This window comes from Leptospira fluminis (assembly GCF_004771275.1).
Lineage (GTDB): Bacteria > Spirochaetota > Leptospiria > Leptospirales > Leptospiraceae > Leptospira_B > Leptospira_B fluminis.
Window position 1 is genome coordinate 156,001 of sequence record NZ_RQEV01000007.1, and the last position, 25,710, is coordinate 181,710.

Below are 25,710 nucleotides of genomic sequence, written 5' to 3' on the forward strand. Positions count from 1 at the left end.
GACAAAAATCGACGATCTAAATTAAAGAACTTATGCGCGGACCGTCAAACGCCGCGCGGTTTTCTTCCCGTAAATCGGATCACGGAACCTTTTCCGTTGTGGAACAAACCCTCGCTCAATTCGATTTCCTTTTCCACAAGTTCAAGAATTTCATAATTCGGAAAATCCGCTTTCAATTCCTGGATAGAGAATAAGGATTCTATGTCTCTCGGACCGCCCACTCTCTCGTCCTTCATTACATAATCGATATGCTTTTTACTGAATGCTTCGAAGATGACGATTCCGTTCGGGCGCAGGAATTTGGCGAGAGTCCTATGTAGGGAAGATTTGACGTCCGCGGGAAAATGGGCATAGATTAGCGCGATCGCGTCGAATTGCTCGGGTTCGTATTCGGAAGAATCCAATTCGGAAAGAACTCGGTAGTCGATCGTAACGCCGTTGCTTTCCGCTAACCGGAGCGCCTTTTTCTTTCCTTCGCTGCTGATATCGAATGCCGAGACCTTCCAACCTAGCTTGGCCGCGAAGACCGCATTGCGCCCTTCCCCCTCCGCCGGAAAAAGAATGGTCCCCGGAGACAATCCTACCAATCGTTCTTTCAGATATTCGTTCGGCTCCGTGCCGAAAGCGAATTCTTCTTTGGCATATCTTTCATTCCATCGATTCGTCCAAGGGTCGGTCATGCGCTCTTCCTTTCCGGTCTATCGATTGCGACCGGATTTTTCCCGTTTCTTTGCCTTTTTGGACCCCAGCCGGCTCTTTAAAGTTCAGACGGCGAACCGGTTCGGGATCTTTCTTACATCTTCGCTTTTGATTTCCACTACTATATTATTAAAATAAGGTAATTTTGAATGAGTGTACGTATATCCGAACGACCAGCTAGCGTCGTAGTTACTTCTATAGAAGACGATCGGACCTACAAAAGGACCGGAATCTTCGCTCGGTCGATATACTAGGTCCCGAGTGGAAGGTACAAAATCGGAGGACGGCGGAAAACCGTTTTCGATTTTGATCGGGAAGAACCGATTGTCGGAGATGTCGACTAAGATATCGGGGCCGATTTGACGGAAATCTTCGGAGCTTAGACCGAATACGGTAAGTGCGATATCCGCGACGCCGCAGAACCTACCGCTGCGAAGAAGCAACTTCGCCGAACCTTTATTGTATTCGAGCTGGATTTCCCTATTTTCCTCGGTGCTAAAAGCGTTATGCGTAAAATAAGGGTCATGAACAATTTCCGCTTCGAAGGGAATCTTGGACTGCGTATAAGCGACGAGGGCATCCGTGGGAAAATTATAATACGCATATGCACTATTGGAGAACGGGAATTTATGTGCGGCATCGAAGCTGATAAGAGTCAATTCAGAGTCATACTTTTTGTTCAAAGAATCCAGGAATTCGTAGACGAAAGGCCATTGAACGTTCTGCTCAAGACCGATTGAGCCGATTCCGCGCGCCGCTTTCGTAGGTTCTTTTACGAGTTCAAAGGAAATGTCTTTCAAAATGAGGTTCTTCTGTCGCTTCGGGAAGAGATAAGGCGAGCTTCCTTAACTTTTCAAGAGATATCATACGCTAGCCATTTTACTATATCGGTGCCGGAAGATTGCAACAAAAACTTCGACGCATAGGTAGCGATCCTTTTATCAATTCCTTCCGTTCCTCCCGAAGCGGTTTATGAATGTGCAACCTATCAATCATCCAATCCCTTTCCGTCAAGAATCCTCTGCGTGCATTTTTCAATCCTAGATTCCCGGGTTTTGGATTGTTTGGCGGCGGAAAAATGAAGAATGTACGCTCTTTGCCGGCCGGGAGTCAGCGCATCAAAAGCGATTTTTAAGGCGGGGTTTTCGTCCAATTTACTTAGAAATTCCTCAGGAATCGTATATTCCGCGGTTTTTTTAAAACTTACTTTCAAACCGGATTTTTCCGCTTCGATCGCTTCCCGAACGTACGCTTTTATGACGGGTTTCATCTTCGTAATTTGTCGGGAATTCGTAAATCGGATCTGACGCGCGGATTGTACGTTTTCCGTTTGTCGGATGAGAATCTTCTTGGAGTCCTTTAACAAGGCGCCCTTAAAGAACAAAAGCGCGCAATACTCCTTAAATCCATGTATCAGTACTATATTGCTTTTCTCCAGCGCATAACAAGGTTGGCCCCACTTGAGCTCTTCGGTCAAACCGGAATCGAGAAGGATCATTCTTAACTTTTCGAATTCTTCCCGCCATTGCTTGGCTTTACTCACATATTGATCGACTTTGGGATTCGTTTTACTCATCTCCCTGTACATACGCCGCCCATTTTGAAAATCTGTAACCTCCTTTTCTTGTTCCGAACGTCGTATGCGATACCGTATTACAGTAACGCACAGATCGTCCGTCGAAAAACTCTTCTTCGGAGAAATTATGCTTTTTGTATTTTCCATATAAAAGTTATTTATCGAATATAAAACGTAAGATTTAGGAAACGTATATGACTACATTCAACACGTCCCGAGAAATCCAGGCAACCGCAGAGCAGATTTTTGCCTCAATCGGCGATCCGAAACGCTTATCTCAGTGGTGGGGGCCGGCGGGCTTCACAAATACTTTCGAAATCTGTGAATTTCGGAATGGAGGGAGTTGGGTTTTTACGATGCACGGACCTGACGGCACGGATTATCCGAACGAAAACGTTTTTGTAGAAATCGAGTCCGGAAAGAAAGTCGTGATCCGGCATGTTGGAGAGCCGAAATACCAATTGACCATCACCTTAACGCCGTCCGCGACAGGAACCTTAGTGTCTTGGTCTCAAGAATTCGAAAATCCGGAAGTCGCAAGCCGACTGGAGCCTATCGTCGTGCCTGCAAACGAGCAAAATCTGGATCGTCTCGTTGCTGAGATTTCCCGAGGGAAATGAAGGGTCCCGCGATTTTATTTTAAAAAAACTCGGAGTTCATTTTAAACAACAAGTCTTACTAAGCGGTAGTTTCTGAAAAACCTCAATGAAACCAGCCGAATCCTTCCGTGGCAAGTTTGTACAAGGCCCAAAGAAACAGGACGGTCATGAACACTAATTCGCGCCAAGCATTACCTGGCTGTGCTTGGATCGAGTAAGACATAAGCTTGAGAGCCGTGATCGGAGGTTTCGGGGATTTTTCCGGTGGAATCGGTTTGGAAAAACGATGAAAGTACACCTGGATCAAGGTCATACCGACGAGTAAACCGGTTGTAAAACTAAGGTATTCGACGCCGGTGAAAGCAAGAAGAACAAGAAACAAGATCATAAGGATCAAGATCACAGTATCGAAAATTTGAATGATCTTCCCGTTACCTTTCTCGTACACCATTTCCAAGCCTTCCTGTTTCTTTTTTTCGGAGCGATAAAAGAACTCGAAGAATTTCAGAAGGGAGTAAAGGATATAAACGAATAGTAAGATCTTGAGAACAAAGGCCGACATGGGTTTCCTCCGGGCGATTCCGAGATTCTAAAGAAGACGTTACAGACAGGCACAAATTTTGCCAAGCAAAAGCCTTACCGCCTACGGTTATAGATCGCCGTCCCGACGTTTTACCCACCAGATTCTTCCTGCAACGACTTCATCCCTTTGTCTTCCGTTCCGTAAATACGAACTCAGATTTTTTACTGCCCGGCATCATAGAAACTTTGTCAACGCGGCTCCCAGAGCTCAATCTTATTGCCTTCCGCGTCCATAATATGGATAAACTTTCCATAGTCGTAACTTGCAATGTCATCCAGTACGGTTACGCCGTTTTCTTTGAGTTTCTTTACAAGTCCTTCCATATTCTGGACTCGGTAGTTAATCATAAAATCCTTTTTGGACGGAGAAAAGTATTCATCCCCTTTTTTGAAAGGACTCCATTGGAGGGAGTCTATTTCATCGGGATTGTTCATGTTTCTGGATTCAAAGCTCACCGAACCCCAAGCATTGATCTCAAGTCCTAAATTTTTAGCGTACCATTCTTTCGTTTCCTTCGGATTGTCGGAAAAGAAAAAAATACCACCGATCCCGATTACCTTCGGTGTTGCGTTAACCGGCCGGATTGAATTTTCATTTTTTGCGTCTTCCATATTGCTCACCTTTTCCAAAATCAAATAGCAGCCCGCAAAAAGTGTTACAAGCGAAATTGTTTTTTATCTTCATTCATAAGCGCGAAAATTTTCGCCAACAACAGACGTTTAGGCGCTCACTGAGACGATGCATTTCACTTGACTGACGCCTTGCATTTATTTTTCAGATCACGGTCATCGATATAAGAGCAATAGCTCGAATTTTGCGCCTGAACGTTGATTGATGGAATCAAAATAAGGAGATAAATTATAAAAAATGAGAGGTTTCCGCTACAAATTACAGAACTTCTTTTTTGAATGAAAGATTTTATATCCACAAGCATGGCCAATTAGGAACTCTGATATATTCCATTTTTCGAATCTAGAAAGTATATATTCGACTTACCAACCGAAGATTAGCCGGGAGGCATCTTTTCGAATTTCGGCAGGGATGGATCGAGGTGGTCCCAAATATGACCGCGAATTGCATACGTCACTGCCTGCGGTTTGTATCGAGTCGGATCATCAAGGCTTGCCGCATGTATCGTAAATAATTCCGGCATTGCGGCAAAGGTCATGTACACCGGCGAGCCGCACTTTGCGCAAAAACTACCGGTTTTAACATTCCCACTGTCGCCAACCATATCAAAGTGTGAGGCTTCACCGTTAAGCTTTACGGCGGCTCGAGATGGAAACGTAATATACGATCCATGCCCTGTGCCGCTCATTCTTTGGCAGTCCCGGCATTGACAATCATTCATAAATATCGGATCATCGGAAATATTGTAGCGAATTGCGCCACAGGCGCATCCGCCAGAATAGGGATCACTCATCTTTGTTCTCCAGTAATCGTCATGTTGGGCGTTAGAAACAAGAACGCCAACCTTTTAATGCCATTGACGTGTATGGGTTTTTATTCCAAAATCGAGTTAGAAAATATTTTATCAGGAATTCGGTTATGAGAAAAATTATTGTTCTCGAATTCATCACTCTTGATGGAGTCATACAAGGCCCGGGCGGGCCAACGGAAGATACTAGCGGAGGCTTTACGTATGGCGGGTGGCAAGTTCCCTATTCCGATCCTGTTGTCGGTGCAGTCATGCAGAAGCAGATGAATGTACCTTTTGATCTGCTGTTAGGGCGCAAAACCTTTGAAATTTGGGCACCGTATTGGCCGCAGCATGCGGACTTCTGGCCCAGCGTCATGTCGGCGACCAAGTACGTCGCCTCGAACACCATGACTTCTCATGAATGGCAACCCTCCGTTTTTTTAGGTGGGGATATCGTGGAAAAAATTACCGAACTCAAACGGCAGGATGGGCGGAATTTGCACGTTTATGGAAGTGCAAACCTCGTTCAGACACTGATGAAACAGGATTTGGTCGACGAGTTTTGGCTGAAGATCTATCCGCTGACGTTGGGCAACGGGAAACGGTTGTTTGTAGAAGGCACGATTCCGGCTGCATTCCAGATGACGGAAAGTCAAGTCTCTCCAAGCGGTGTCATCATCGCGAATTACAAACGTGCAGGCGAAGTGAAAACCGGAAGTTATTGAATAAGATACCCGGACTTAAGCTGTTAACAATATTGGTTCCTGTTCCGTTATGATGATCGTATGCTCAAATTGAGCAACATATGACTTATCGGGTGTCTTCAAAGTCCATCCATCCTTCGATTCGATCGCAAGCTTAGCACCAGTGGAGATAAAGGTTTCGACAGCAAGTACCATACCTTTAGATAAAAGCCTTAGGTCGGCAGGATCTTTATAATTGACGATATTTACAGGTTCTTCATGCAAGCGCCTACCTGTCCCGTGGCCTGTAAGATTCCTGATCACTTGATAACCCCGTTTTTTGGCCTCGGTTTCGATGGTCGTTCCGATTTTGTTTATTCTGTTTCCCGAACGCAATGATTGAATGGTTTTCAATAGAATCTCATGAGAAGCGTTACAAAGGTTCGCAAGATTCGGATGAGTAGGAGAAAGACAAATAGAATACCCCGCATCGGCAAAATAACCGTCAAGTTCGAGGGAAACATCCACATTCAACAGATCGCCTTCCCGTAAAACACGGGATCCGGGAATTCCATGCGCGACTTCATGATTTACACTAATGCAGGTGGCACCGGGGAAATTATATGTAATTTCAGGAGCAGAACGCGCACCAAAAGATTCAAAGTAATTCCGAGCAATTTTGTCGAGGGATTTCGTAGTAACTCCAGGAACTGCGCTCGCAATCATAAGTTTTATGGTATCGGCAACTAGATTTCCAACCTTCCGCAAGCCGATCATATCTTTTTCCGATTCAATTGACATAAGAACCTCGATTTATTTTTTTTCCTCTTTGGGGTATTTTGTGCAATAATCGTGATTTATGAAGTTTCGTACGCGTGCAAGCACTTGGCGGAATAAAATAAGAATCGCGCAACATCGTGAAGTGCAACTTTTGAGCCAATTAAGGCGTAGGTAAAATTTATTACTTAAACTGTGATTTATAGAGTAATTTTACAAGCAAATCAATAGCCCTACCCGGTCAATTCCTTCCGTTTTTCTATTGTTCCAATATCAACGTTGGAGTTACCCCCAAAAATTTACTGTGCTGAGATAGTATTCACCTGACAGTCATCGAAAAACCGGTGGCCCCAGTTTCTTCTGAAAGAGTAAATGATTTTACGACAAATTATTTAAACTCAGGAGAAACCGATGACCACCTACACCAATGCAACAGCAAAAGCCACCAGAAGAAAGCTAAATTTACTATAGCTTGCAAATGAATTAGAAAATGTAAGCAAAGCCTGCAAGATTATGGGATATTCCCCTCAGCGAAAACCAGATCCGGCTACTCGAAAAATTCGATCCTGAATACAGAGAAAGGCACATACAAGCCGATTCTACAGGAGAATTGGTATCTATGGATACTTTCATGGTTGGTTCTCTAAAGGGAGTCGGAAGAGTATATTTACAAACCGTAATCGATTGCCACAGCCGATTCGCATGGGGGCGACTCTTTAATACTAAAATCCCTGTCACGGCTGTTCAAACTCTTAACAACGACGTTCTTCCCTTCTTCGAGGAACACAATGTTAAAGTTCAGACTGTCTTGACCGATAATGGTCGTGAGTATTGTGGAAGAGAAGACCAACACCCGTTCGAACTTTTTCTTCAATTAGAAGATATCGAGCACAGAACCACGAAGGTTCGAAGACCTCAGAGTAACGGCTATGTGGAACGTCTTCATAGAACTTTACTCGACGAACATTTCAGAATTGCAGGAAGAACCAAATTTTATGAATCGATTGAAGAAATGCAAATTGATCTAGAGATCTTCTTCGAAGAATACAACTACAAGAGGGCACACCAAGGAAGAAATATGAATGGAAGAACTCCATTTCAGGTCTTTATCGAAGGAATCAAAACCGAGGAAAACGACGAACCAATTTTAGAAAATTAGGAAATTTCTTTCTGAAGAAATGTCAGGCGAATACTATCACTGTACAACTAGTCGATGCCATAGCGCAGTTCACGTTTCTGAAAAGCCTCAACTCCGCCTTCTAAAGCCAACAACTTTTCACGATGATTAAGATCCTCAATAGTAATACTATCAATACTACTTTTGTTATTTGAATCCATAGACAAACAATGAATAAGTTCAGAGTCTCCATTAATTACAAAATTTGCATTATGGGTAGCGAAAATAATTTGTCTATGAATCTTACGAGATTTCACTAATTCAACGAGATACTTGGCAATTAAAGAGCTATCTAAATGTGCTTCAGGTTCATCAATTACAATCGGAGTATTTCCTAAAATAATAAGGATAACAATTACAGCAGTACATCTCTGTCCGAACGATGTAGATTCAATCGGCTTATTATCGTAAAGAACGCGAATCCTCCCGTATTCCTCAACTTTCATATATTCTAAAAAGGCTATGAGTCTCAGTTTCTCCAAATTTTCTTCAGCTGAAAAAAATGTTTTAAGAGCCTTACCAGTTTTCGTGCTATCGGAAATCTTCGATGAAATAGATTCTGCATCTTTCAGAGATGACAAATCTATACCTTCCAACATATCCTTCACATGATCTCTTCGAGACCGGTCGGCCAAAAATGTGACAATATTATCTATTAACTTCTCCCTCATGCTGTAAGAATCAAACTCATAATGAAGCTCAATAGGCCGAACTTCGCTGCTCAAATTTTTGAGATCTAAATTTATAGTGGCTAATAATTTCCTTAAAGATTCCTCATATTTAAGCTTTGGCTCTTCATCCACTGAAAATGTGGCAATTTCTTCTGAGATTGCTTCCATATTCTTAACTATCGATGAGATTTCCTCTTCTAATTCCGTGACACGTTCTGCTGCAGCACCTGCGTCAGCAAGGCTTTCAGCAGAGAGACCTCTCTGCGTAAGAAACTTTTGCATCTCGATCTTTAGAATCGAAGCTTTTTGCATAAGTTCTATTTCTGCTTTCCTTGCTTCACCAATTGAATCTTTCCCTTTACTTAACTCAATTAACCTATTTAATTCTTCTACAATTAGTTGGATCTCCGTTTCAAATGGATTCTCAGAATCAACCTTAGATTTACTGGAGTATAGAAGCACAATTTTATCTAATGCGGTTAGTAATTCCTCATAACGTTCTTTTCCAGACCGATATAACAAAAGTTGTTTATTATTTAAACTTAACTCATTACTTATTCTTTGATAGTCTTCATCTTTGAATGAATCAAGAACACTCTTGTTGGTAGTAAGTTGTTTTTTCTTTTCTGAATGCGCGGATTGCAAAACTGCCAATTGATCTAATCTACGTATTTGTTTCTCGATTAAAGAGCAAATATCTGATATTTTTTTTGTATTTTCAATTAAAACATTAGAAGTATCCAGTTTCAATATCCGAGAATAAATAGCTGAAGTTAATCGTCTTTGATCTATCGCAAACTGCTCAATTTCATTTTGCTGCAAAAAATCAATCGCATTTCTATCAGAAACGCCATCTACTATGACGTGATCTTCAATTTTTAAAGGTGAAGATGAAACAAGTACATTGGTTTTAAAAAAACTATTAACCCCTTTATCAAGCTTTTCATGCAAGAGATTCAAAATCGTACTCTTTCCAGTTCCTCGACCACCAATTATCGATGTTAAATATGGACTAAAAGAAATTTCATGATTTCCCCGAAAACAGAAATCATCTTGCGTTTCTTGTCTTTTTAGTTTTGTTTGCTCTGGAAAATTAAACTTTACTTTCCTAATTTGAAATAGAGGCTCAATTGGTTTTTGTTCTGAAATCAGAACTCGACTTTTGAATTCAAACAATGCTTGTTTCAAACCCTCAAAAGAAGGATCGGATTTTATCCACGTCAAACATTTGCCCAAACGATCTTTAAGCTCACTGTCTGAAAAATTGTGCGAATCACTGCAATCCAATAATCTGGAATTTACACCTGCCTCTAATAACGATTTGTGAGCCTTTTCCCAATCCTGCTGCGAACTTGCAGAGGTAAAAACAAAATCTGCTGAATTGATTATAGTCTTCTTTTCTGCAATTGTATGATCATTCCATTTAATGTCTGACCATTCAGTTTTTCCAACAGCAGTAATAAATTTTCCTGTAAAATAATGAGAGCCCAACGCTTCATAAACGGAATCTAAACTTAAACAAAGATTATTAAATCCTTCGATCAAGGGATGCCCAAACTCAACGCGCTTAGCTTCAGGAACTGAATTAATAATTTTCTCACCGAGATCATGTAGACTACTTCGCGTTGGAAGGGCCGCCCATTTAGCAGATGTCCTAAGATTATCGTAAACGGGTGTTAGCTGATACTTACTTGATAATGCATTTAAAAAATGATTCTCAATTAATTCAGCTGATAATTCGTCTGAAAATATTATATGAAAATTAAGACGGCTTAAATGATTTAAGCTTCCACCAAATTTATCAATTCTGAGCTCAATTACTGGTAAAATTAAATCGATATTCTTTAACTTCCCATTCTTTTTCTCATATAACACTCGTTTGTATCCATCAATAAAAAGATAATCATTAATTCCGATAACTTTAATCTCAGCAGGAAGAGATTCTAATTCAGTTATAAACCTTTCCCAGCCGTCATCACTACCATAATTTTGCACAATAGACGCTGGCGTATGAATGTGCAAATCCCACTTTCTCCAAAGAGACCCTAATTGATTCATAAAGAATATTTTCCTACTATTGTATAAACATTAAGATTAGCCTGCCACGGACGGCAGGCGCTATAATGAGGGGCGCGGCATGGCAGATAACGACCAGTAATTGTCGAAGTTCCGCGAGTCCGAAGGACTTGGCGCGAGACTTGCTTTGCAAGACGAGTGACAAAGCGGAATTTGGCGAAGCCCAAGCAAGGGTCGCGAAGCGATCCCGAAGCGCCGCGACAATTTTTAGTTATCTGCTGTGCCGCGCCCCGAATGTCTAACTGGCTGAGCCAAGGAAGGCGAAGCCGGTTAGGGAATGCCAATAGAATTGGAATTGAAGACTTAACGCAAAGCTTTTAAATATCCAATAAATCTCTGGGTTTAACTTTTAATCGTTTAGAGAGTTTGAAAATTGAGTTAGCGGTAAAATTAGCCCTGCCCGCTTCAATATCTTGTAAAGTCCTAACAGGAACGGCATAATCGCCTTCATCCATATTTTCCTGAGTAAGCCCTTTTTCTTTTCGCACTGTCTGAATATTCTTTCCGACTTTTAATAAAAATTCTTCAAAATCCACACACGGTATATTGCGGCAGAGTTGACAAAAAGTAAACGCGGCATACCGTGGGTCATATATTCTTTCGAGATTTCCGATCGCTAAAGGCTCATTTATGACGAGAAAATCCAAAAGCAAGTCTCAAAGTGCTACCTACAGACAAACAATAGGGAGAATTTCCGAGGAAGAGAAGAAAGCTTTTTATAACCAACTAAAGATAGCTAGAATAGAAGCAAATCTTACTCAGGCGCAAGTAGGTAAAATGATCAAGAGGAGCAGAAGCCAGATTTCAAAAATAGAATCCGGTAAATGTAGATTATACATGGATGAGTTCTTAAAGTTTATGAAGATTTATAAGAAGTCTCCCTTCTTCTTTTACTCCGTATTCACGACTAACGAGGTAATTAAATCACCGAGGAAAGCCCGAGTAAAATCTGCGAAGCAGTTTTAACGAGGGCCGTTAGAACAAGTTAAGTAAAGATTTTGCGTCCCGATCGCGAAGCGTTCGGGCGTTCCCCCGAAGCGTTATTGTCAATTGCATTTTCAAATATCACTCGTGTTTTCAATAGCTTTTAAAAGCCCATCGAAAGTGGAAATCATAGAAAAATCAACTAATTCAAGATTTGATTCACTAAATTCAATATGGCAACTAACACGTGATAGATTTTTATTTAAATATTTGAACGCTAACTTTGCGACACTATCAACCCCCTCGCGAACGCAACTCGCTAGGGTCCGGATGCTCAGTGGAATATCAAGTAAATCTTTATCTAGCTCAAGATGAATTTCCTTAATTATCATAGAGAATATACCTAAAATGAAACTCAAATCGGGAATAATTTTAAGTGCAAAGCGCCTAGCCCGAGTACAATGAGTATCAGGTTTCGAATGAATGGCCTCCTCAATTTTTGCAAGAGAATCTCCATTAATCCACATCAAAGTAAGTTGAATTGATTTATAAAAACCCTTTTTAAAATTTTCGATATTTCTATTTTCTCGTTTAACATCAACGAGTTTATAAATAAAATCAGTTGAATCTGCTCTATAAAGCAATTGATTCATTTCATCTCCTGACTCGACTACCCAATTTGCAAAGAGATTGATTTGTTCTTCAACGGTTAGCAAAAATATTTTTTCTAAGCCGTACGATTGCATTTGATTACTTAAGTTTGCAATTAAAGTAGAATCTAATCCTGTATAAGAGCTAATTTTTCTATTCCATAGCGGATAAGAATCATCACTTTCTAATTCCTTCTTTCTGCGCGAAAAGATTTCTATTTTCTTTTCGAATTCCGCCACCCTGTTCTCTGTTTTCGCGCGAAAAAACGATAAGGAACGCTTATAAATCTCTTCTACATTTGTTGATGAAGCGACATCAAAGCTCAGCCTATGAGCTATACTTCTTTGCTCTTCCGTTAGTTCGGAAGTTAAATCTTGAATACTATCTAAAATAAATTCTAATGGATCATATAGGACTAAGCATTGATCGCTCTTTGAAAATACTTCATTTTTTAGGTTCCACCATTCAGAAGATAAAACCAAGTTATCAATCGTAGCCATTTTGCCTGGTATAACAATTACAATACCTTGAGCTGACATCCCCGCTCGACCAGCTCGGCCAGCCGCATTTAATATTTCATATGGTTCCTTTCGTTCAACTTTCTTCTCGTCTTCGTTGTATCTTTCATCGCCAGCAATTATTACAACTTCTGCTGGTAAATTTACCCCTTGCGCTAAAGTCGGAGTAGCCACTATTGCGCTCAATCCTTTCTTTTGTTTAAATAACCTTTCAACCAATGTCCTTTCAGCCGGAAGCATTGATCCGTGATGAATTCCTATAATTCCGTCATTTGTTATAAACGAATATTTCCGATCACCTAATTCAGTCTCAATTTTATTAATTAAACCTGAATATTCCTCGAGCAAATTTTGATTATTTTCATTATCTATAAAAGTTGAAATTTGTCTAGCTGTAGACTCTGCATTCTTAGGATTATCAACAAAGATCAATGTTTTCAACCCAAGTGAAACAAATTGAGCTCCAATAAAGGCCGCAATTATATTTTTATTTGGTGTAAGCCCCCAATACTTGTTAGCACTTAACAAACTCTCTCCTTTAAAAAGATCTGCAATGTAATAATCTGAGAAAAATTTCGATTCCCACATATTCTTGAGGCTAAACATAATTAGAGGGTGAATTTTTAATTGTTCTTTTAATTTGGAACTTGGAGCTTGCGTCTTTCCATTCCGTTTTTCTGATTGGAGTCTGCTATTTAATTCATCTATTTGCTTCTTTTCATAAACAATGCATCCTTGCATTTGTCTTGTCGGCTTCCAAGAAGAAGCAAAACTTTCGCATTGGCGCCCGGTTATTGTTGAAATCCAATGAGAAATTTCTTCTCCATTTGCAACCATTGCCGAGATAAGCAAGTAGTCCGCCTGAGGGTACCAGGAAAGAAACATTAACAAGCAAAGCATCGCATCAACATTTCTTCTATCCAAATTATCTGCTTTTCCGCTAATCAGATGAAATTCATCAAAAATTATTAACCCTACGTTTCTAAATAATTCAGAATTAACTCCGAAAAGCGTTAAGCATCGTTCCGGAGTCATAACTGAAATTTTAGGTAGTTCTCTAAGCCCAATATCAGTATATTCTGCATCCATTTCGAAAATAAGATCAGAACTATATTCTGGAAAAATCCGTTTCATATTATCATTAATTTGCTCTTCTAAAGAATGAGTTGGAACTAAATATACTACAGATTTCCCTAATAGAAGAGCCACTGCTGCCTTAAGTTCAGACAATGTCGACTTTCCAGCTCCTGTAGGAAATGTTAATACCCCAGATACCCCCATATTTAGAAATGAATAGTTAATAATCGCTTCGTAATGATTTTCCCACAAATATGGTCGTTCTGAAACAATATTTAATATTAGTTTGTGCCAGGAAGAATTATCAATTCCAGTCGGGGGAGGAATATTCATTACGCTCCGTTCAATTAAGTCATTTTCTAGAATTTTTAAAAGCTTTGCTAAATGATATGGACCAGCAAAAATACTAACTCTGTTATTATCTAAATCCATTTTAGAGAGTTCTATAACTTCCTGGAAATAGTCAGAATATTTATTTCCATGCTTCCCCAAAAGTCTTGCAGCCAACTCCTTCAAGCCTAAGCAGATCTTTATCCAAAGAATATCTGCTGCCGAATTATAATAGCTGTCGTCAGAACTAAAGAAAGAGAGAACCTCTTCTTGGGTTAAAATCTCGTTTAATTTACCTTGTGCTAAATTCTTAATATAGCGCAAAAGAACGCTATGAATCGGTTTTATGTTTTTATTGGATTGAAGCTTGGTTGAAATCTCAGCAGCATCAGCTGGACTATTGCCTATCATGAACAATAAAACTGCCGAAATTCCAGGCGAAATTGAATCATCACGAAATGGGGCATCAATTCGAATCCCTTGATTCTCTATATTCTGAAATTGAAGAATAAGAAAATGAGCGGTTGCGCTAACGAAAGCCACTGAATCTCGATTCTTCCTGTTTGGAACAATCGAAATTGCAGTCTCAAGATTATATGCAAGTTTCATTAATGATTCTAAACGATTACTAATGTTATCCAAATCCAATTCTTGACCAGTTGCAAGGATTCTCCTGAAGTGAACAATTTCAGCAAATGCCTTTGTCAATTCCTGAGGGAGACGATCAAGGTCAATGCCCTCTATTTTAGGAATTTCTTTAATTTTTTCTTCAACTTGAGGATTATACATTTCAGTTCCTGAGACTTTCTAAATATTTTATAACTTGGATACTAAGTCCTTGCATCCAATCTCTAATATTTTCCGTATTTAGAATATCTGCATTCCTTCTCTTGGGACCTTTAACATACATGTCATAATTCTTAAATAGCTCTTTCCTTCCACTTGAATCAACGTGCCTCGGGGTTCCAGTAATGCAAATGCGATATTTTCGGATTTCCATTCTGTAAATGTCTTTTTGCATAGCTTTATCAAATTCGTCTTCCCCCATTCTTCCACTTAATAAACCGGAAATACGATTCACGATAAGGCTATCTTTAAACCGTTTCTCATATTTTTTGAATTCAGGCCATACTTGAGAGTTAATTAACTGTCTTGGATTTTTTGTCGCCTTATCTTCTGTTATGATAATATTCTTAATTCCTAATGAATTATCTAAAACCACAGCAATCCCGTCTGTCCCGTGCTGTGCAGGTGCATCGTGAGGTATTTGAAAAAAGACTTTTTCTCCCTTATAACTCGTTTGAATTGTGATCCAGGAAATAATTTGAAATATCCACCCGTCTCTCTTTTCGATTTCTTTCTCTTCAGTTTTTGCAAGATGTGATATTGCAATTTCAATTGCCCTATTAGGAGGTTTAGGATTTGATGAAGGAACAGAATTAATAATCCGCTCGATATGATACGAGTGACCAAGAATAATCTTTCCAATATATTGAGCTAATTCCTCAATATCTATTACTTCAATTTCCGACCCATAAACAAGATCCGGTTCGTTATAAAAAATTAACCTAATTGGATCAGTCATTTTTTCATATATGTTTAAGCCTGCCATGGACGGCAGGCGCTTTGACGAGGGGCGCGGCATGGCAGATAACTCCCTATCTCCGTAGGTGCGCATAACCCACTAAAATAACCAAAAAGCCGAATGTTCGTAAAATCAGAGATCGAGGGGACTTTTGATCCTGATTGCGTTCGGATCGGTAATACGCGCATAAATCTCCGTAGTCTTCACCGACGCGTGTCCCAAAAGCCTTTGGATCACTTTAATGGACGCTCCGGATTCCAAAAGATGGATCGCAAATGCATGGCGAAGATCGTGTATTGAAACATCTTTTTTGATATTCGCTGCTTTTTTCGCATTGGAAAAGATCTTTTCCGCGGAACGAACGCTTAGGCATTTCCCGAAAACCATTCCCTGAAAGATCCAAGAATTTTGGCCTTGTCGAGAGATGATTTCCGATAGCTCTTCTCTGCAAATGTCGGGCAAAAGAGAAAACCTGTCTTTTTTACCTTTCCCTTGCCGGACACGGATCGTTTTTCTCTCCCAATCAATGTCTATCCCCCGCAGTCTCGTCAATTCGCTTACTCTTAAACCTGCCCCGTAGCAAATCTTCAATAAAAGTTTATGTTTAAGATTATCTAATGCATTTAAAATCCTAGATACTTCCAATCTCGAAAGCGATTCCGGAATACGATTCTCCCTTTTAGGGGAAGAATAGGATCGCAACGCAGGAATTCCGATTACATGATTATAATAAAATTTGAGAGATTGCACCAAGGATCGCATCGATACCGAAGCCAATTTCTTCTCATAAAGGATCTTATCCAGATAAGATCTTAGATCCTCTTCCCGAACATGATATGGGTTCAATTCGGAAGAGCGTAGAAATGCCCTATTATATAAAAAATATGCTTTTAACGTTTTTTTACTATAATTTCTACGCAAAAGCTCCGTCTTCAAAGGAAGAAGCAGAATGTCCAGATCCGCATCGATCCTTTTGCCGTATTTCGAAACGAGTCCGGAAAGGAAGGGCTCCGAAAAAAGGAATTTCCAATGTTTCTGGATAGGATCCCAAGTTGCTTTCTTATGCCGGTGAAAGTCTCGAACCAAATCGGAATTAAAAGAAGAACGAACGATCACAATAGCACGTCCATTCTCCCAAATTCTGCGAATCTCTATGAGGGAAGGCATAGGTCAGAATTTAAAATTACTAAATATTTGTATAGTATATCTTCTCCCCATGGCTCTGCCCCTTGGGTCCCAAAGGCATTTAAAATGGGCGAATCTCTGCCGATCCGTCAAGAAATTTTGACCGAAAAGTGTCTAAAATTGTAAAAAAGAGGCGCATAACGCAATTTTTCGGAGATGGTGGAGAAATTGTTCCTGAGTCGCAAAATTTGTTCCTTAAGAGACGATTGGAAAGGGAAATGGCCTATCCTCTAAGGGAGAATCCACCGTTAGGCGCACTGCGATCGCGCGGGTTGTTTTGAATTTTAAAATATTCTTCTTTTCGATTCTTTATGCGCGAAGCGGCGCAAACGAACAGGGTACGAAAATTTTCGAAAAAGAGTTCGGAGACTTTTGCACGAATCACTTTCTGTAGTAGCTTAACGGATTTGCTTTGCCCATGGATAGGGAAGGTTCTCGATTCGGAAACGGTCGTGTTCAGAACTAGTCTAACAAAAAAAATCGGCGTAAGAATACTTTCCTTGCAAGTTTCCGTTTGCATGGTTCCATTTATCTTATCCGGTCCCTCGCCTTCTTTTGGCCGGTAGGAGATCCTCTTCATTTTCGCATGGATGCAGACGCTCAAATTTCGATTTGGTTTCGTTGGACCCCCTTTGCTATTCTTCCCGTTTTTAGTTTCTGTCTTTCCACTCTGACCCTCTTACTTTCGATCCGGAACAGAAACAATTCCGGCGCAAAAGAGTTCATGGCTCTCTCCTTCGGAATGACTCTTTACAACTTCGGTTATTTCTGGGAAATGGTCTCGGTTCGCGATCAGGATATCATTTTTTGGGATAACTTCCAGTTTTTGGGCCCGGACATCATGGTCGTCTCTCTCCCTCTCTTGGTGATGAGGATCCTAAATCTGGACAAATTCGTAAAGCCGATCACCATGGTCTTCTTCGCACTCGTCCCGGCCGCCGTGGAGTATTCCGTATGGTTCGGAAAGCCGGAATGGATCCGACCTAGCTATTTCTTCGACGAGTCCGCGCCTTGGCGCGCTCTAGTATACGAGTACGGCCCTTGGATGAACGTCTACGTCTATAATTTTCTAGGCGTCTTCTCCATTTGCCTCCTCGGTCTTCTTGTCGGCGCAATCTTTCAGAGAGGGTTTTCCCGAATCCGCAGTTCCATCATCCTGATCGGACTCTGCATCCCCTTCTTCACCCAAATCATGACCATCGGCAAATTCATGCCTTTCGTTCATTCCAAGTTGGACATCTTTCCCGTTGCTGCCAGCATCTCCTGCCTGATCTGGTTGTACGGTCTTTTTTATTTCCGCATCCTCGACCTGATTCCTCTCGCGAGAGACCGAGTCTTCGAATGGATCGAAGACGTGGTCTTCGTGCTCAATCGAGAAAACTCCATTCTGGATTGCAACCAAGCGGCCTTGGATCTACTCAAAGCCCGACGTCTGTACGGGGACGCAAAGCTTTCCGAATTCCTTCCCGATCTAACCGAGGTTTTGGACCAAAGTTCCGCGGAGGAAAAGAATAAAGCGGTATGGAGATGCGCCAAATCCCATTGCCACTTCGACGTTTCGATCAAACCGTTGGGAGAATTCAATTCCTCATATCGTATCGTAACCCTAAGAGACATGACGGAAAGGGTCCTTGCGGAACAGAAAATTTCGGAAAGAAGGGACATTCTACAAAGTATATTAGATTCTACGAAAATACTCTTCTTGGTTTTGGACGGGGAAGGTAGGCTGATTCTTCTGAACAAGGCTTGCTTGGAAATTACGGGCTATGAGCTTTCCCAATTGGAGGGTCGCTCCTTTTGGGAGCAGGTCCTCTTTCCCAAGGACAAAGAGAGGGTCATGCGGGTCTTCCGCCAAAGGTTCGGTCCGAAACGTTTTCCTCATAGAACGAATATCCGTTTGAAACGTCAGGACGAAAAATCCAGGTACACGACCTGGGAACACAAGGAAGTCCGAGACGGAAAGGGAAACCTATTGTATGTCATTTCCACGGGCGCGGACGTTACCGGTCTGGAGGAAGCGGAAGGTAGGATCCACACTCTCCAAACCGCGAACGAGGAAATCTCTTCCAAAAGTTCCATCATAGAAGAGCAAAAGAAAGAGTTGGAAAAAACCCTGCAAAACCTGAGACAAACGCAGGCAAAACTGATCCAGACCTCCAAATTGGCGGACTTGGGACAACTGGCGGCCGGAATCGCGCATGAAATCAACAATCCGATCGGAGCCATCCAAGCGGCGGGCCACAATATTCTTTCCTATTTGGGAAGGATCCGCGAGGGAATCCGATCCCATCTGGAAGCATTATGCACGTTGACTCCTCTGGAATGGGATCTTTTCGAAAAGTTTATCCACCTGGGAATCGGTTCCAGAGAGATGACGATCGGACTGGAACGTAGAAGACTTCTTTCGCAGATAAAAGAGGAAATGATCGAATCCGGAGTTCTCTTCCCGGAGGAGACCGCGGAATTGTTCGTGGATCACGGGATCGTTTCCAGATGGAAAGAATTCCTTCCGCTTCTGACTCTTTCAAAAACAAGGGAATTGCTCCCTTTCTTTTTGGATTTATTGGGTCCGGAACAGAGTGTCGGCACGATCCGCACCGCCGTGGAACGTTCTTCCAAAATCGTTTACGCGCTCCGAAGTTTTGCGCATTTCGAGTCTTCCCATAGAAAACGTCCTTTTTCCCTTAAAGACAATGTGGATACGGTTTTGACTCTTTACCAAAACCTTTTCAAACACGGGGTGGAAGTTTCCACCGATCTGACGGAAGTTCCGTCCCTCCTCGGTTTCCCGGACGACCTCATGCATCTTTGGACGAATCTAATCATGAACTCCGTCCAAGCGATGAACTACAAAGGGAAGCTTGCGATCCGAGGGAAGCTTTCTTCCGAGCGGGAAGTCCTGGTTTCGGTAGAGGACAACGGCCCGGGAATTCTTTCGGACGTAAAAGGCAAAGTGTTCGACGCGTTCTTTACCACCAAAGCGCCGGGAGAAGGTTCCGGATTGGGGTTGGATATCGCCAAGAGGATCGTGGAAAAACACGAGGGCCGCATTTGGTTCGAATCCGAGCCGGGCAAAACGGTTTTTTACGTTGCGCTACCGTACCAACCGGCGTAAGTTTGCGACGTCACAGAATCCCTTTCTTAGGGAGAAGAACGATCTCGTCCAGATTGAAGGAGGGTTTTTGATCCGATAATGACGCGAGAAATTCGGCGACGTCTTCCACAGGAATCATGTCTTTCCGATCGAAGCCTTCCCTTCCGTCCCAAATCGGCGTGTCGATCGCACCGGCATACACCACACTGACTCTGATTTCCCGATCCTTCCATTCTTCCCGGAGGGCCTTGGCGAATCCCGCGAGCCCGTGCTTGGAAGCGCAGTACGCGGAGGATTCCGGAAAACCCTGCCTGCCTGCGGTAGAGGAAAGATAACAGAGAAAGGACCCTTTTTGCAATAAAGGAGTCAATTCCCGGGTCAAAAGAAAGGGCGCAGTCAGATTCAGAAAGAGGTGTTTCTTCCAACTCTCCGGATCCAAATTTTCGAGGGTCGAAAAAAGCCCGTCGCCGAATGTGAAATAGATCGCGTCCAGCCTAGTCCAAGAAGATTTGAGCAATTTACAAAATTCAAATATACTTTGTTCTTCCGAAAAGTCGCAAAAATGGTTTCGGCCGGCACGAATCCCTTCCGACAAATCGTTTCCCCTCCGGGATGCGCCGATCACTTCGACTCCGGAAGAAAATTTCAGTTTTTTGAATATGGATTCTCCGATTCCGGAACCCGCTCCGGCCACTAGTATCTGCCTGGAACCCATGACGATTTTAGCGGGAAAGGAGCCAGACCTTCAGGATGAAGTCCGCCGCTTCCAGATGGCGGTTTGCCTGGGTCAGGTCTTTTCCCCAGACGGTGATTCCGTGGTTCTCGATAACGCACATCGGTACTCTAGGTTTCTTTTCCTCCAGGTACTTCTGCAAAACGTCCGAAATCTCCTGGACGACCGGAAAATTATAAATCACGGGCGCGGAAACTTGGGGATTCTCATCCCAGATGCCGAAGGCCTTGATGATTTCCAAGGAAGGCAGATTCCATTCCAAAACCGGCTTTTCCCGGTTCACACCCGTACGGATCAGATTGGACTCGGGAGTATGAACATGGAGAGAACATCCCATTTCCGGAAAGGCTTTATAAACGGCACGATGGATGGAAGTCTCCGCGGAAGGTTTTAATCCTTCTTTCCCTTTCCAATTCTCCGGCACGGACCCGGTTTCCAATCGGACGGGCAAAAAATCCTTTTTGTCGAGGCGATTCTTGTCCAAACCGCTTCCACTCACCCAAAATAGGTTTCCGTCCTTAGGATCTCGAAGGGAAAGATTTCCTGCGGTCCCGGGCATCCAGCCTTTGGAATGGTACAGAACTCCCGACTTGGCCAGTCGGGAGAGTTCTTTAGGGCGGGACATTTAGACGAGAGCCGTCGTTTCTTCCACGTAGTTGGGAACCCAACCGCTCATGTCTTGGAAATACCGAACCGCTTTGATTCTTTTCTTCTCGTCTAGAGTGAACCAATGATTGGTGTTCTTCGGAACGGAGATAAAATCGTTCTTCTCTACCTTTACCAGGAATTTCTCTCCGGGCAATGCGAATCCGAAGACTCCGGATCCGTCCACGATGTATCTCACTTCGGCATCCGTGTGGTAGTGCACTTTATCGAACTTCGCTAGCATTTCGGCAAGGCCGGGAACATTGGGGTGTAACACGATGAGATCCCTGGACTGGTATCCTTCTTCCTGCTTCAGGGTTTCGAAGCGATTGTCCAGATTTTTCAGGAGAGTTTCCTTATCGTCTTCCGAAAGTACTTCTCTATCCGTCAAGTTGGTGGAAGAAGTCGGAACGATCCAATGGTCGTACTCGATTCCGCGTTTTTTCAGGAAGGATTGGACTTCCTGCTTCTCTTTGATTTCCGGTAATCCGGGTTTTTGGACGATGGTTGCCATTACCTTATCTCCTTGGGTGTCGTTCTTTTTCCCTAAAAAAGTCCCCGACCCGAACAGACCTTCTTTCTCGCTCGAAACTCCGAGCATTGTCGAAGATACTTATATTCGCCTTCTATTTACTTATTCACTCTTTCTACGTATGTCAAGTCCCGTAGGTCTATTTTAATCACGTCCCCTTGTTTTACGAAGATCGGTACGTTGATTTCTCCGCCGGTTTCCACTGTGACGCGTTTCAAAGCGGTTCCGGAAGTATCTCCTTTTAGACCTTCTTCCGCGTAAGTTACTTCCAAAATCGCGAAATTCGGAGGAATCACTCCGATCGGTTTTCCTTCGTAAAAGGATACCTCCATCGCGGTCTCTTCCTTGAGAAAAGGAAGAATGTCCTCCAAGTATTCTTTGGAGACGGGAAGCTGCTCGAAATCGTTGGTATCCATGAAGATGATGTCGTCTCCGTCGGAGTAACAGATGGTCATCTGTCTTTTTTCCAAGTCCACGGATTCCAATTTCTCCGCGGCTTTGAACGTGCGCTCTATGGAGCTGTTGCGGACCAGGTTCTTCAATTTGGTTCTGATGAAAGCCGATCCCTTGCCGGGATTGACGAATTCGCTTCTGACTACGGAGTAGAGTTCCCCTTCTACTTTAAGGACCATGCCTTTCTTGACTTCGGTGATTCCTAAGTTCATAAACGACCTAAAAAAAGGATTGCGCTCCTTCTATATCCGAGCGGGAAAGCGAGGTGTCAAGGAAAAAGAACCGGTTTTCCCAAAGCCCTCTTTTTTGAGGTTTTTTTGCAGGAAAAAGGTTGCCGATTCGTTTTTTACCCGTCTATTGTTATATAGACCTATGAAACGGTTCAGCCTAAATCTACTGGCTTCGCTTCTCTCCCTGCTCTTCGTTTTCGAATTGTTGGGACAGGATTTCTCCGGCGGAAAGATGCGTGTTCTTTCCAAAAAAGCCCGGACCCAAGAATTCAAAGAAATCGTTTCTTCTCATCACCCTCCTCTATCTTCGGGAGAAGACGACAAAGGAGTCCTCTCCAGCATCCGCCCCCAAGCGGGCTACGGAGAGCAGGACCTCTCCCATACGGATTTTAGAATCAAAGAAATTTTCGGTTCTCATCATACTCTATCCTATCGTTATCTTTTTCTTCCTCCTCCGGCTTGAATCGGAAATCCAGTTCTGTAAGTCCCTCAGGGAGGTTGTTCCCGGGAGAGAAGCGGCGGCGGATTTGGGCAAAAAATGCGCCGTCCATAAAAAAGCGGGAACCCGCTCATCCTTCTCCTAAGTCTCCAACCGAAATCGATGAGTCCATCTCCCTGAGGTTTTATATAAATATAAATTTCCGTCGGAAACCGTACCGGTTTCCGATTTTTTTTGAAGGATCTTCGATTGACTTCCCCCCGATTCGCCAAAACAAGAGTGTTGAGGGGAAAAAACTCTGGGAACTTCGTCCGACCATCGCGAACTTACTCCGGTTTCCACAGATCCCGAATGGGAAAATTGGAAATGGCAGATTCAGAATCGAATCCGGGACGAAGAAGGACTTTCCCGTCATCTAGAACTCACCTCCGACGAACGGGAATCCCTGAAGAAATGCGAGGAACTCTTTTCCTTTTCCGTTACGCCTTACTATCTCGGTCTTGCGGACCCCAAGAACGACGACTGCCCGATCCGACTCCAAGTCGTTCCTAGAAAAGAGGAATGGATCCCTCGCATCTGGGACAGGCCGGACCCTCTGGCGGAGGAATCCTATATGCCGGTCAAAGGTGTCACGCACCGATATCCGGACCGCGCTCTCTGGTATCTGTCCCATGTTTGCGCCGTGTATTGTCGTTTTTGCACCCGAAAGCGCAAGGTATCCCAATCTTCCCAGACTCCGGACGGAGAAGATTGGAAACAGGCGCTGGAATATTTCAAAAGCCGTCCGGAGATCCGCGAAGTGATCCTTTCCGGAGGGGACCCGCTGAATTTATCCGATTCCAAATTGGATTTTTTGTTAAGCGAACTAAAGCGCATCCCTCATATCAATCAGGTCCGGATTCATACCCGTTATCCCGTCACTCTTCCCATGCGAATCACTCCGGAATTTTGCGCCGTACTCCGTAGGCATTTCCCCGTCTTCATCGTGACCCATTTCAATCACCCCAAGGAGTTGACGGACTTTTCCAGGGAAAAGATCCGGATGTTAGTCCAGGACGGATCCGCGACCGTGCTGAACCAATCCGTGCTGCTGAAGGGCATCAACGACTCCGTGGAGACTCTCGTGGAGTTGTTCTACGGTTTGACATCGGCCGGAATTAAACCGTATTACCTGCACCATTGCGACGAGGTGTACGGTTCCGCCCATTTTCGGGTTCCGATCTCGAAGGGAGTGGAATTGATGAAGTCGATCCGAGGCAGGATTAGCGGGCTATGCGTTCCGCTGTATGTCGTGGACCTTACGGGAGGAGGAGGCAAGGTTCCTCTTCCCGCGGAATACTTGGAAGAGGAAAAATCCTCCTCTTACGTATTCCGAAATTACAGAGGAGATCTGTATGAAATCGGTTATTAGATTTCTGTTCGTCGTCGCATTGGCTTGGAATTGCAAAACTCCGGGGGGAGAAGGAAAGGCGAGCACGGTGGAAAATCCCGCGGTGCTCCGACTGAATTATGACGTGGTCTATTACGCGCAGGGAAACGCCGTGGTATTGGATTTCGGTCGTTTGTTCGCGAGAGGATTGTATTACGACTGCAAGATCACCGATACCGCCTCCAACTTCGATCGATTTCGGGCCTCTTCTTATACCGAGGACAACGCGAACGACTTCCGCTATTTGGTTTCCGAATCGGAGCAGGCCAAAATGAACGGTCGGCAGTTCCAATATTTTCCCATGAAGGAAGACACCAGGTCGACTGTCTTTTCCGGTTGTAGAAATTCCTCCTCCTCATTCGAATCCTGTTACGTTCGCTGGGAATGGCAAAGGGGGAATTTTATCTTCGTATTCGAAACCGAAATGGAAAACAAGAAGGGGCTTAGCACTCTGGAACTGGGGAAGGAATTCCATGATTTCGTAAGCCGTCGGATTCGGGCCTTTTAATGCCGGAAATGCCTTTTTCCCATATTTTCGTATTTTCTTGACCAAATCCGTTCCGACAACTACCCTATCCGTCGAGGGGTTCCGCCCCGGGGTTTTTGAGCGTATATGTGGTTGAAATTAGGGGATACGGAAGTCATTAATTTGGACTTTATTTCCTCTATCCGGAAGAATTCGGCGGGGAACACGATAGAAATTACCTATCACGACTTCAATCACGTAAAATCCCTGCCTTTCGGAGATGCGGAAACCAGGGACAAAGCATACAAAGCGATTTTAGAAAACCTTTCGCGGATGCGGCTTTTTTTCGAGTGATAGAGAAGATGGAAAAGATTAAGGAAAATCTCTCGAGCGTATCCTCCCTGAAACCGTTCGAACTTATTTTTTACGGTTCCCGTCAGAGGGGGGACGCAAATCCTTCCTCCGACTTTAATTTCTTTCTCTTGGCGGATCCTTCCGACCAACTCAAGAGCAACTTCATCCGCGAAATCAACAAGGCTCTCGAGCCTTTGCAGGAACAAGGTCCGGTGAACCTAATTTCCGGGGATTGGGATAGCTTCCGATTGAGAATGAAAAGTTTCGATCCGGGCGCGGTTCACATCTGCGAATTGGGAGAACCCTATTTCGGTTCCGAATATTTTCCCATCATCAAGGAAGAATGGGATAAGACCAAGTTGGAACCGGTGGACGGGGTCTCCGCAGGAAAGTACCTTCGCAAAAGATACCGTTTTTTTAAAGGGATCGTTCCTAGGAATACGAAAGAAGACGTGATCCGGATGGAGAGGCTTTTGGCGATCTATCTCCAGAACTGGATGTTCCGTTATATCGGCGATCTGGGCGTAGGGGAAATCATACATTCCGACATCCCGTCCCGGATCGGACCCATGTTCCGGATTCTCTACTCCAAAGAAGCGAAAGGGAACATATTGGAACTCGTGGAACTCTATCACGAAATCGTAAAATTAAAGACGGAACTTCGGACTCCGGAATCGCCTTTTTCGGCACAGCGTTTCCAACAGATCAAGGATACCCTCAGATTCGAGGAGAAAGAGATCCGGATCCTAAAGCTGAACTATTGATATTGATCCGGATCGCACTTTCCTCCCCGCGGCGGGAACG

General features: G+C 43.2%; 25 protein-coding genes and 1 pseudogene. 10 read left to right on the top strand and 16 right to left on the bottom strand.

The window, feature by feature from the left end:
- Positions 1-44: 44 nt before the first annotated feature.
- The 3 genes from EHO61_RS06020 to EHO61_RS06035 all read right to left on the bottom strand — a co-directional run bounded on the left by EHO61_RS06020 (position 45) and on the right by EHO61_RS06035 (position 2,275).
- Complete coding sequence (locus EHO61_RS06020; protein ID WP_135812730.1) at positions 45-680, bottom strand: class I SAM-dependent methyltransferase; 636 nt, start codon at positions 678-680, stop codon at positions 45-47.
- 84 nt (positions 681-764) lie between these two features.
- On the bottom strand, positions 765-1,499 hold the full coding sequence (locus EHO61_RS06025) for a hypothetical protein (RefSeq protein WP_135812731.1): 735 nt from the start codon (positions 1,497-1,499) through the stop codon (positions 765-767).
- A gap of 188 nt (positions 1,500-1,687) precedes the next feature.
- Complete coding sequence (locus tag EHO61_RS06035) at positions 1,688-2,275, bottom strand: YdeI/OmpD-associated family protein (protein WP_135812732.1); 588 nt, start codon at positions 2,273-2,275, stop codon at positions 1,688-1,690.
- A gap of 194 nt (positions 2,276-2,469) precedes the next feature.
- On the opposite strand from EHO61_RS06035, the gene EHO61_RS06040 reads away from it, so the two are divergent.
- On the top strand, positions 2,470-2,895 hold the full coding sequence (locus tag EHO61_RS06040) for an SRPBCC domain-containing protein (RefSeq protein ID WP_135812733.1): 426 nt from the start codon (positions 2,470-2,472) through the stop codon (positions 2,893-2,895).
- Between the two features lie 82 nt (positions 2,896-2,977).
- Here EHO61_RS06040 and EHO61_RS06045 read toward each other — a convergent pair whose 3' ends face one another.
- From EHO61_RS06045 to EHO61_RS06055, 3 genes are all read right to left on the bottom strand, one after another.
- Positions 2,978-3,436 carry a hypothetical protein gene (locus tag EHO61_RS06045; protein ID WP_135812734.1) on the bottom strand — a complete coding sequence of 153 codons (459 nt, stop codon included), beginning with the start codon at positions 3,434-3,436 and terminating at the stop codon, positions 2,978-2,980.
- Between the two features lie 209 nt (positions 3,437-3,645).
- Positions 3,646-4,068 (bottom strand): VOC family protein, encoded by a 423-nt coding sequence (locus tag EHO61_RS06050; RefSeq protein WP_135812735.1) that lies wholly within the window; start codon positions 4,066-4,068, stop codon positions 3,646-3,648.
- A 395-nt stretch (positions 4,069-4,463) separates the two neighbouring features.
- Entirely contained in the window at positions 4,464-4,880 is a 417-nt protein-coding gene (locus EHO61_RS06055; RefSeq protein ID WP_135812736.1) for a GFA family protein, read from the bottom strand.
- 125 nt (positions 4,881-5,005) lie between these two features.
- On the opposite strand from EHO61_RS06055, the gene EHO61_RS06060 reads away from it, so the two are divergent.
- A complete protein-coding gene (locus EHO61_RS06060) occupies positions 5,006-5,602 on the top strand; it encodes a dihydrofolate reductase family protein (RefSeq protein WP_135812737.1) in 597 nt (198 codons plus the stop codon).
- A gap of 15 nt (positions 5,603-5,617) precedes the next feature.
- On the opposite strand, the gene map is transcribed toward EHO61_RS06060, so the two are convergent.
- Positions 5,618-6,361 carry a type I methionyl aminopeptidase gene (gene map, locus EHO61_RS06065; protein WP_135812738.1) on the bottom strand — a complete coding sequence of 248 codons (744 nt, stop codon included), beginning with the start codon at positions 6,359-6,361 and terminating at the stop codon, positions 5,618-5,620.
- Positions 6,362-6,857: 496 nt separating this feature from the next.
- Here map and EHO61_RS06070 point away from each other — a divergent pair.
- Positions 6,858-7,496, top strand: a pseudogene (locus EHO61_RS06070) (DDE-type integrase/transposase/recombinase); the annotation flags it as partial.
- A gap of 47 nt (positions 7,497-7,543) precedes the next feature.
- Here EHO61_RS06070 and EHO61_RS06075 read toward each other — a convergent pair.
- Both EHO61_RS06075 and EHO61_RS06085 read right to left on the bottom strand, forming a co-directional pair.
- Positions 7,544-10,243 carry a TrlF family AAA-like ATPase gene (locus EHO61_RS06075; protein WP_135812739.1) on the bottom strand — a complete coding sequence of 900 codons (2,700 nt, stop codon included), beginning with the start codon at positions 10,241-10,243 and terminating at the stop codon, positions 7,544-7,546.
- A gap of 335 nt (positions 10,244-10,578) precedes the next feature.
- Positions 10,579-10,797, bottom strand: coding sequence for a helix-turn-helix domain-containing protein (locus EHO61_RS06085; RefSeq protein WP_016551389.1), 219 nt, complete (start codon positions 10,795-10,797; stop codon positions 10,579-10,581).
- 241 nt (positions 10,798-11,038) lie between these two features.
- Between EHO61_RS06085 and EHO61_RS17425 the strand changes: the two genes are divergently transcribed.
- Positions 11,039-11,227 (top strand): hypothetical protein, encoded by a 189-nt coding sequence (locus EHO61_RS17425; RefSeq protein ID WP_425460336.1) that lies wholly within the window; start codon positions 11,039-11,041, stop codon positions 11,225-11,227.
- A gap of 92 nt (positions 11,228-11,319) precedes the next feature.
- Here the strand turns inward: EHO61_RS17425 and EHO61_RS06095 are convergent, their stop codons facing one another.
- The 3 genes from EHO61_RS06095 to EHO61_RS06105 form a co-directional block, all read right to left on the bottom strand.
- Positions 11,320-14,550, bottom strand: coding sequence for a DEAD/DEAH box helicase (locus EHO61_RS06095; RefSeq protein WP_135812741.1), 3,231 nt, complete (start codon positions 14,548-14,550; stop codon positions 11,320-11,322).
- Between the two features lies 1 nt (position 14,551).
- Complete coding sequence (locus tag EHO61_RS06100) at positions 14,552-15,373, bottom strand: hypothetical protein (RefSeq protein ID WP_210415308.1); 822 nt, start codon at positions 15,371-15,373, stop codon at positions 14,552-14,554.
- A 105-nt stretch (positions 15,374-15,478) separates the two neighbouring features.
- Positions 15,479-16,513, bottom strand: coding sequence for a tyrosine-type recombinase/integrase (locus tag EHO61_RS06105; RefSeq protein ID WP_135812743.1), 1,035 nt, complete (start codon positions 16,511-16,513; stop codon positions 15,479-15,481).
- Between the two features lie 604 nt (positions 16,514-17,117).
- Here EHO61_RS06105 and EHO61_RS06110 point away from each other — a divergent pair.
- The gene (locus EHO61_RS06110; protein WP_167884816.1) at positions 17,118-19,646 is read left to right on the top strand and encodes a histidine kinase N-terminal 7TM domain-containing protein; all 2,529 of its coding nucleotides are present in this window, start codon (positions 17,118-17,120) and stop codon (positions 19,644-19,646) included.
- Between the two features lie 10 nt (positions 19,647-19,656).
- Here EHO61_RS06110 and EHO61_RS06115 read toward each other — a convergent pair whose 3' ends face one another.
- The 4 genes from EHO61_RS06115 to efp form a co-directional block, all read right to left on the bottom strand.
- Positions 19,657-20,340, bottom strand: coding sequence for an SDR family oxidoreductase (locus EHO61_RS06115; protein ID WP_135812744.1), 684 nt, complete (start codon positions 20,338-20,340; stop codon positions 19,657-19,659).
- A 7-nt stretch (positions 20,341-20,347) separates the two neighbouring features.
- Positions 20,348-20,983, bottom strand: a complete 636-nt coding sequence (mtnB, locus tag EHO61_RS06120) for a methylthioribulose 1-phosphate dehydratase (RefSeq protein WP_135812745.1) — start codon at positions 20,981-20,983, stop codon at positions 20,348-20,350.
- Positions 20,984-21,517 carry a 1,2-dihydroxy-3-keto-5-methylthiopentene dioxygenase gene (locus EHO61_RS06125; protein WP_135812746.1) on the bottom strand — a complete coding sequence of 178 codons (534 nt, stop codon included), beginning with the start codon at positions 21,515-21,517 and terminating at the stop codon, positions 20,984-20,986.
- Between the two features lie 116 nt (positions 21,518-21,633).
- Positions 21,634-22,200, bottom strand: coding sequence for an elongation factor P (gene efp, locus EHO61_RS06130; protein ID WP_135812747.1), 567 nt, complete (start codon positions 22,198-22,200; stop codon positions 21,634-21,636).
- Between the two features lie 160 nt (positions 22,201-22,360).
- Between efp and EHO61_RS06135 the strand changes: the two genes are divergently transcribed.
- From EHO61_RS06135 to EHO61_RS06155, 5 genes are all read left to right on the top strand, one after another.
- Positions 22,361-22,681: a hypothetical protein gene (locus tag EHO61_RS06135; RefSeq protein WP_135812748.1), complete on the top strand. Its 321-nt coding sequence runs from the start codon at positions 22,361-22,363 to the stop codon at positions 22,679-22,681.
- A gap of 274 nt (positions 22,682-22,955) precedes the next feature.
- Positions 22,956-24,068, top strand: coding sequence for a KamA family radical SAM protein (locus EHO61_RS06140; RefSeq protein ID WP_135812749.1), 1,113 nt, complete (start codon positions 22,956-22,958; stop codon positions 24,066-24,068).
- Entirely contained in the window at positions 24,052-24,594 is a 543-nt protein-coding gene (locus tag EHO61_RS06145; RefSeq protein WP_135812750.1) for a hypothetical protein, read from the top strand. The genes EHO61_RS06140 and EHO61_RS06145 overlap by 17 nt, the downstream gene beginning before the upstream one ends.
- Positions 24,595-24,699: 105 nt before the next feature.
- Complete coding sequence (locus tag EHO61_RS06150; RefSeq protein ID WP_135812751.1) at positions 24,700-24,906, top strand: hypothetical protein; 207 nt, start codon at positions 24,700-24,702, stop codon at positions 24,904-24,906.
- Between the two features lie 8 nt (positions 24,907-24,914).
- Complete coding sequence (locus tag EHO61_RS06155) at positions 24,915-25,670, top strand: hypothetical protein (RefSeq protein ID WP_135812885.1); 756 nt, start codon at positions 24,915-24,917, stop codon at positions 25,668-25,670.
- The last annotated feature ends 40 nt before the right edge of the window (positions 25,671-25,710 follow it).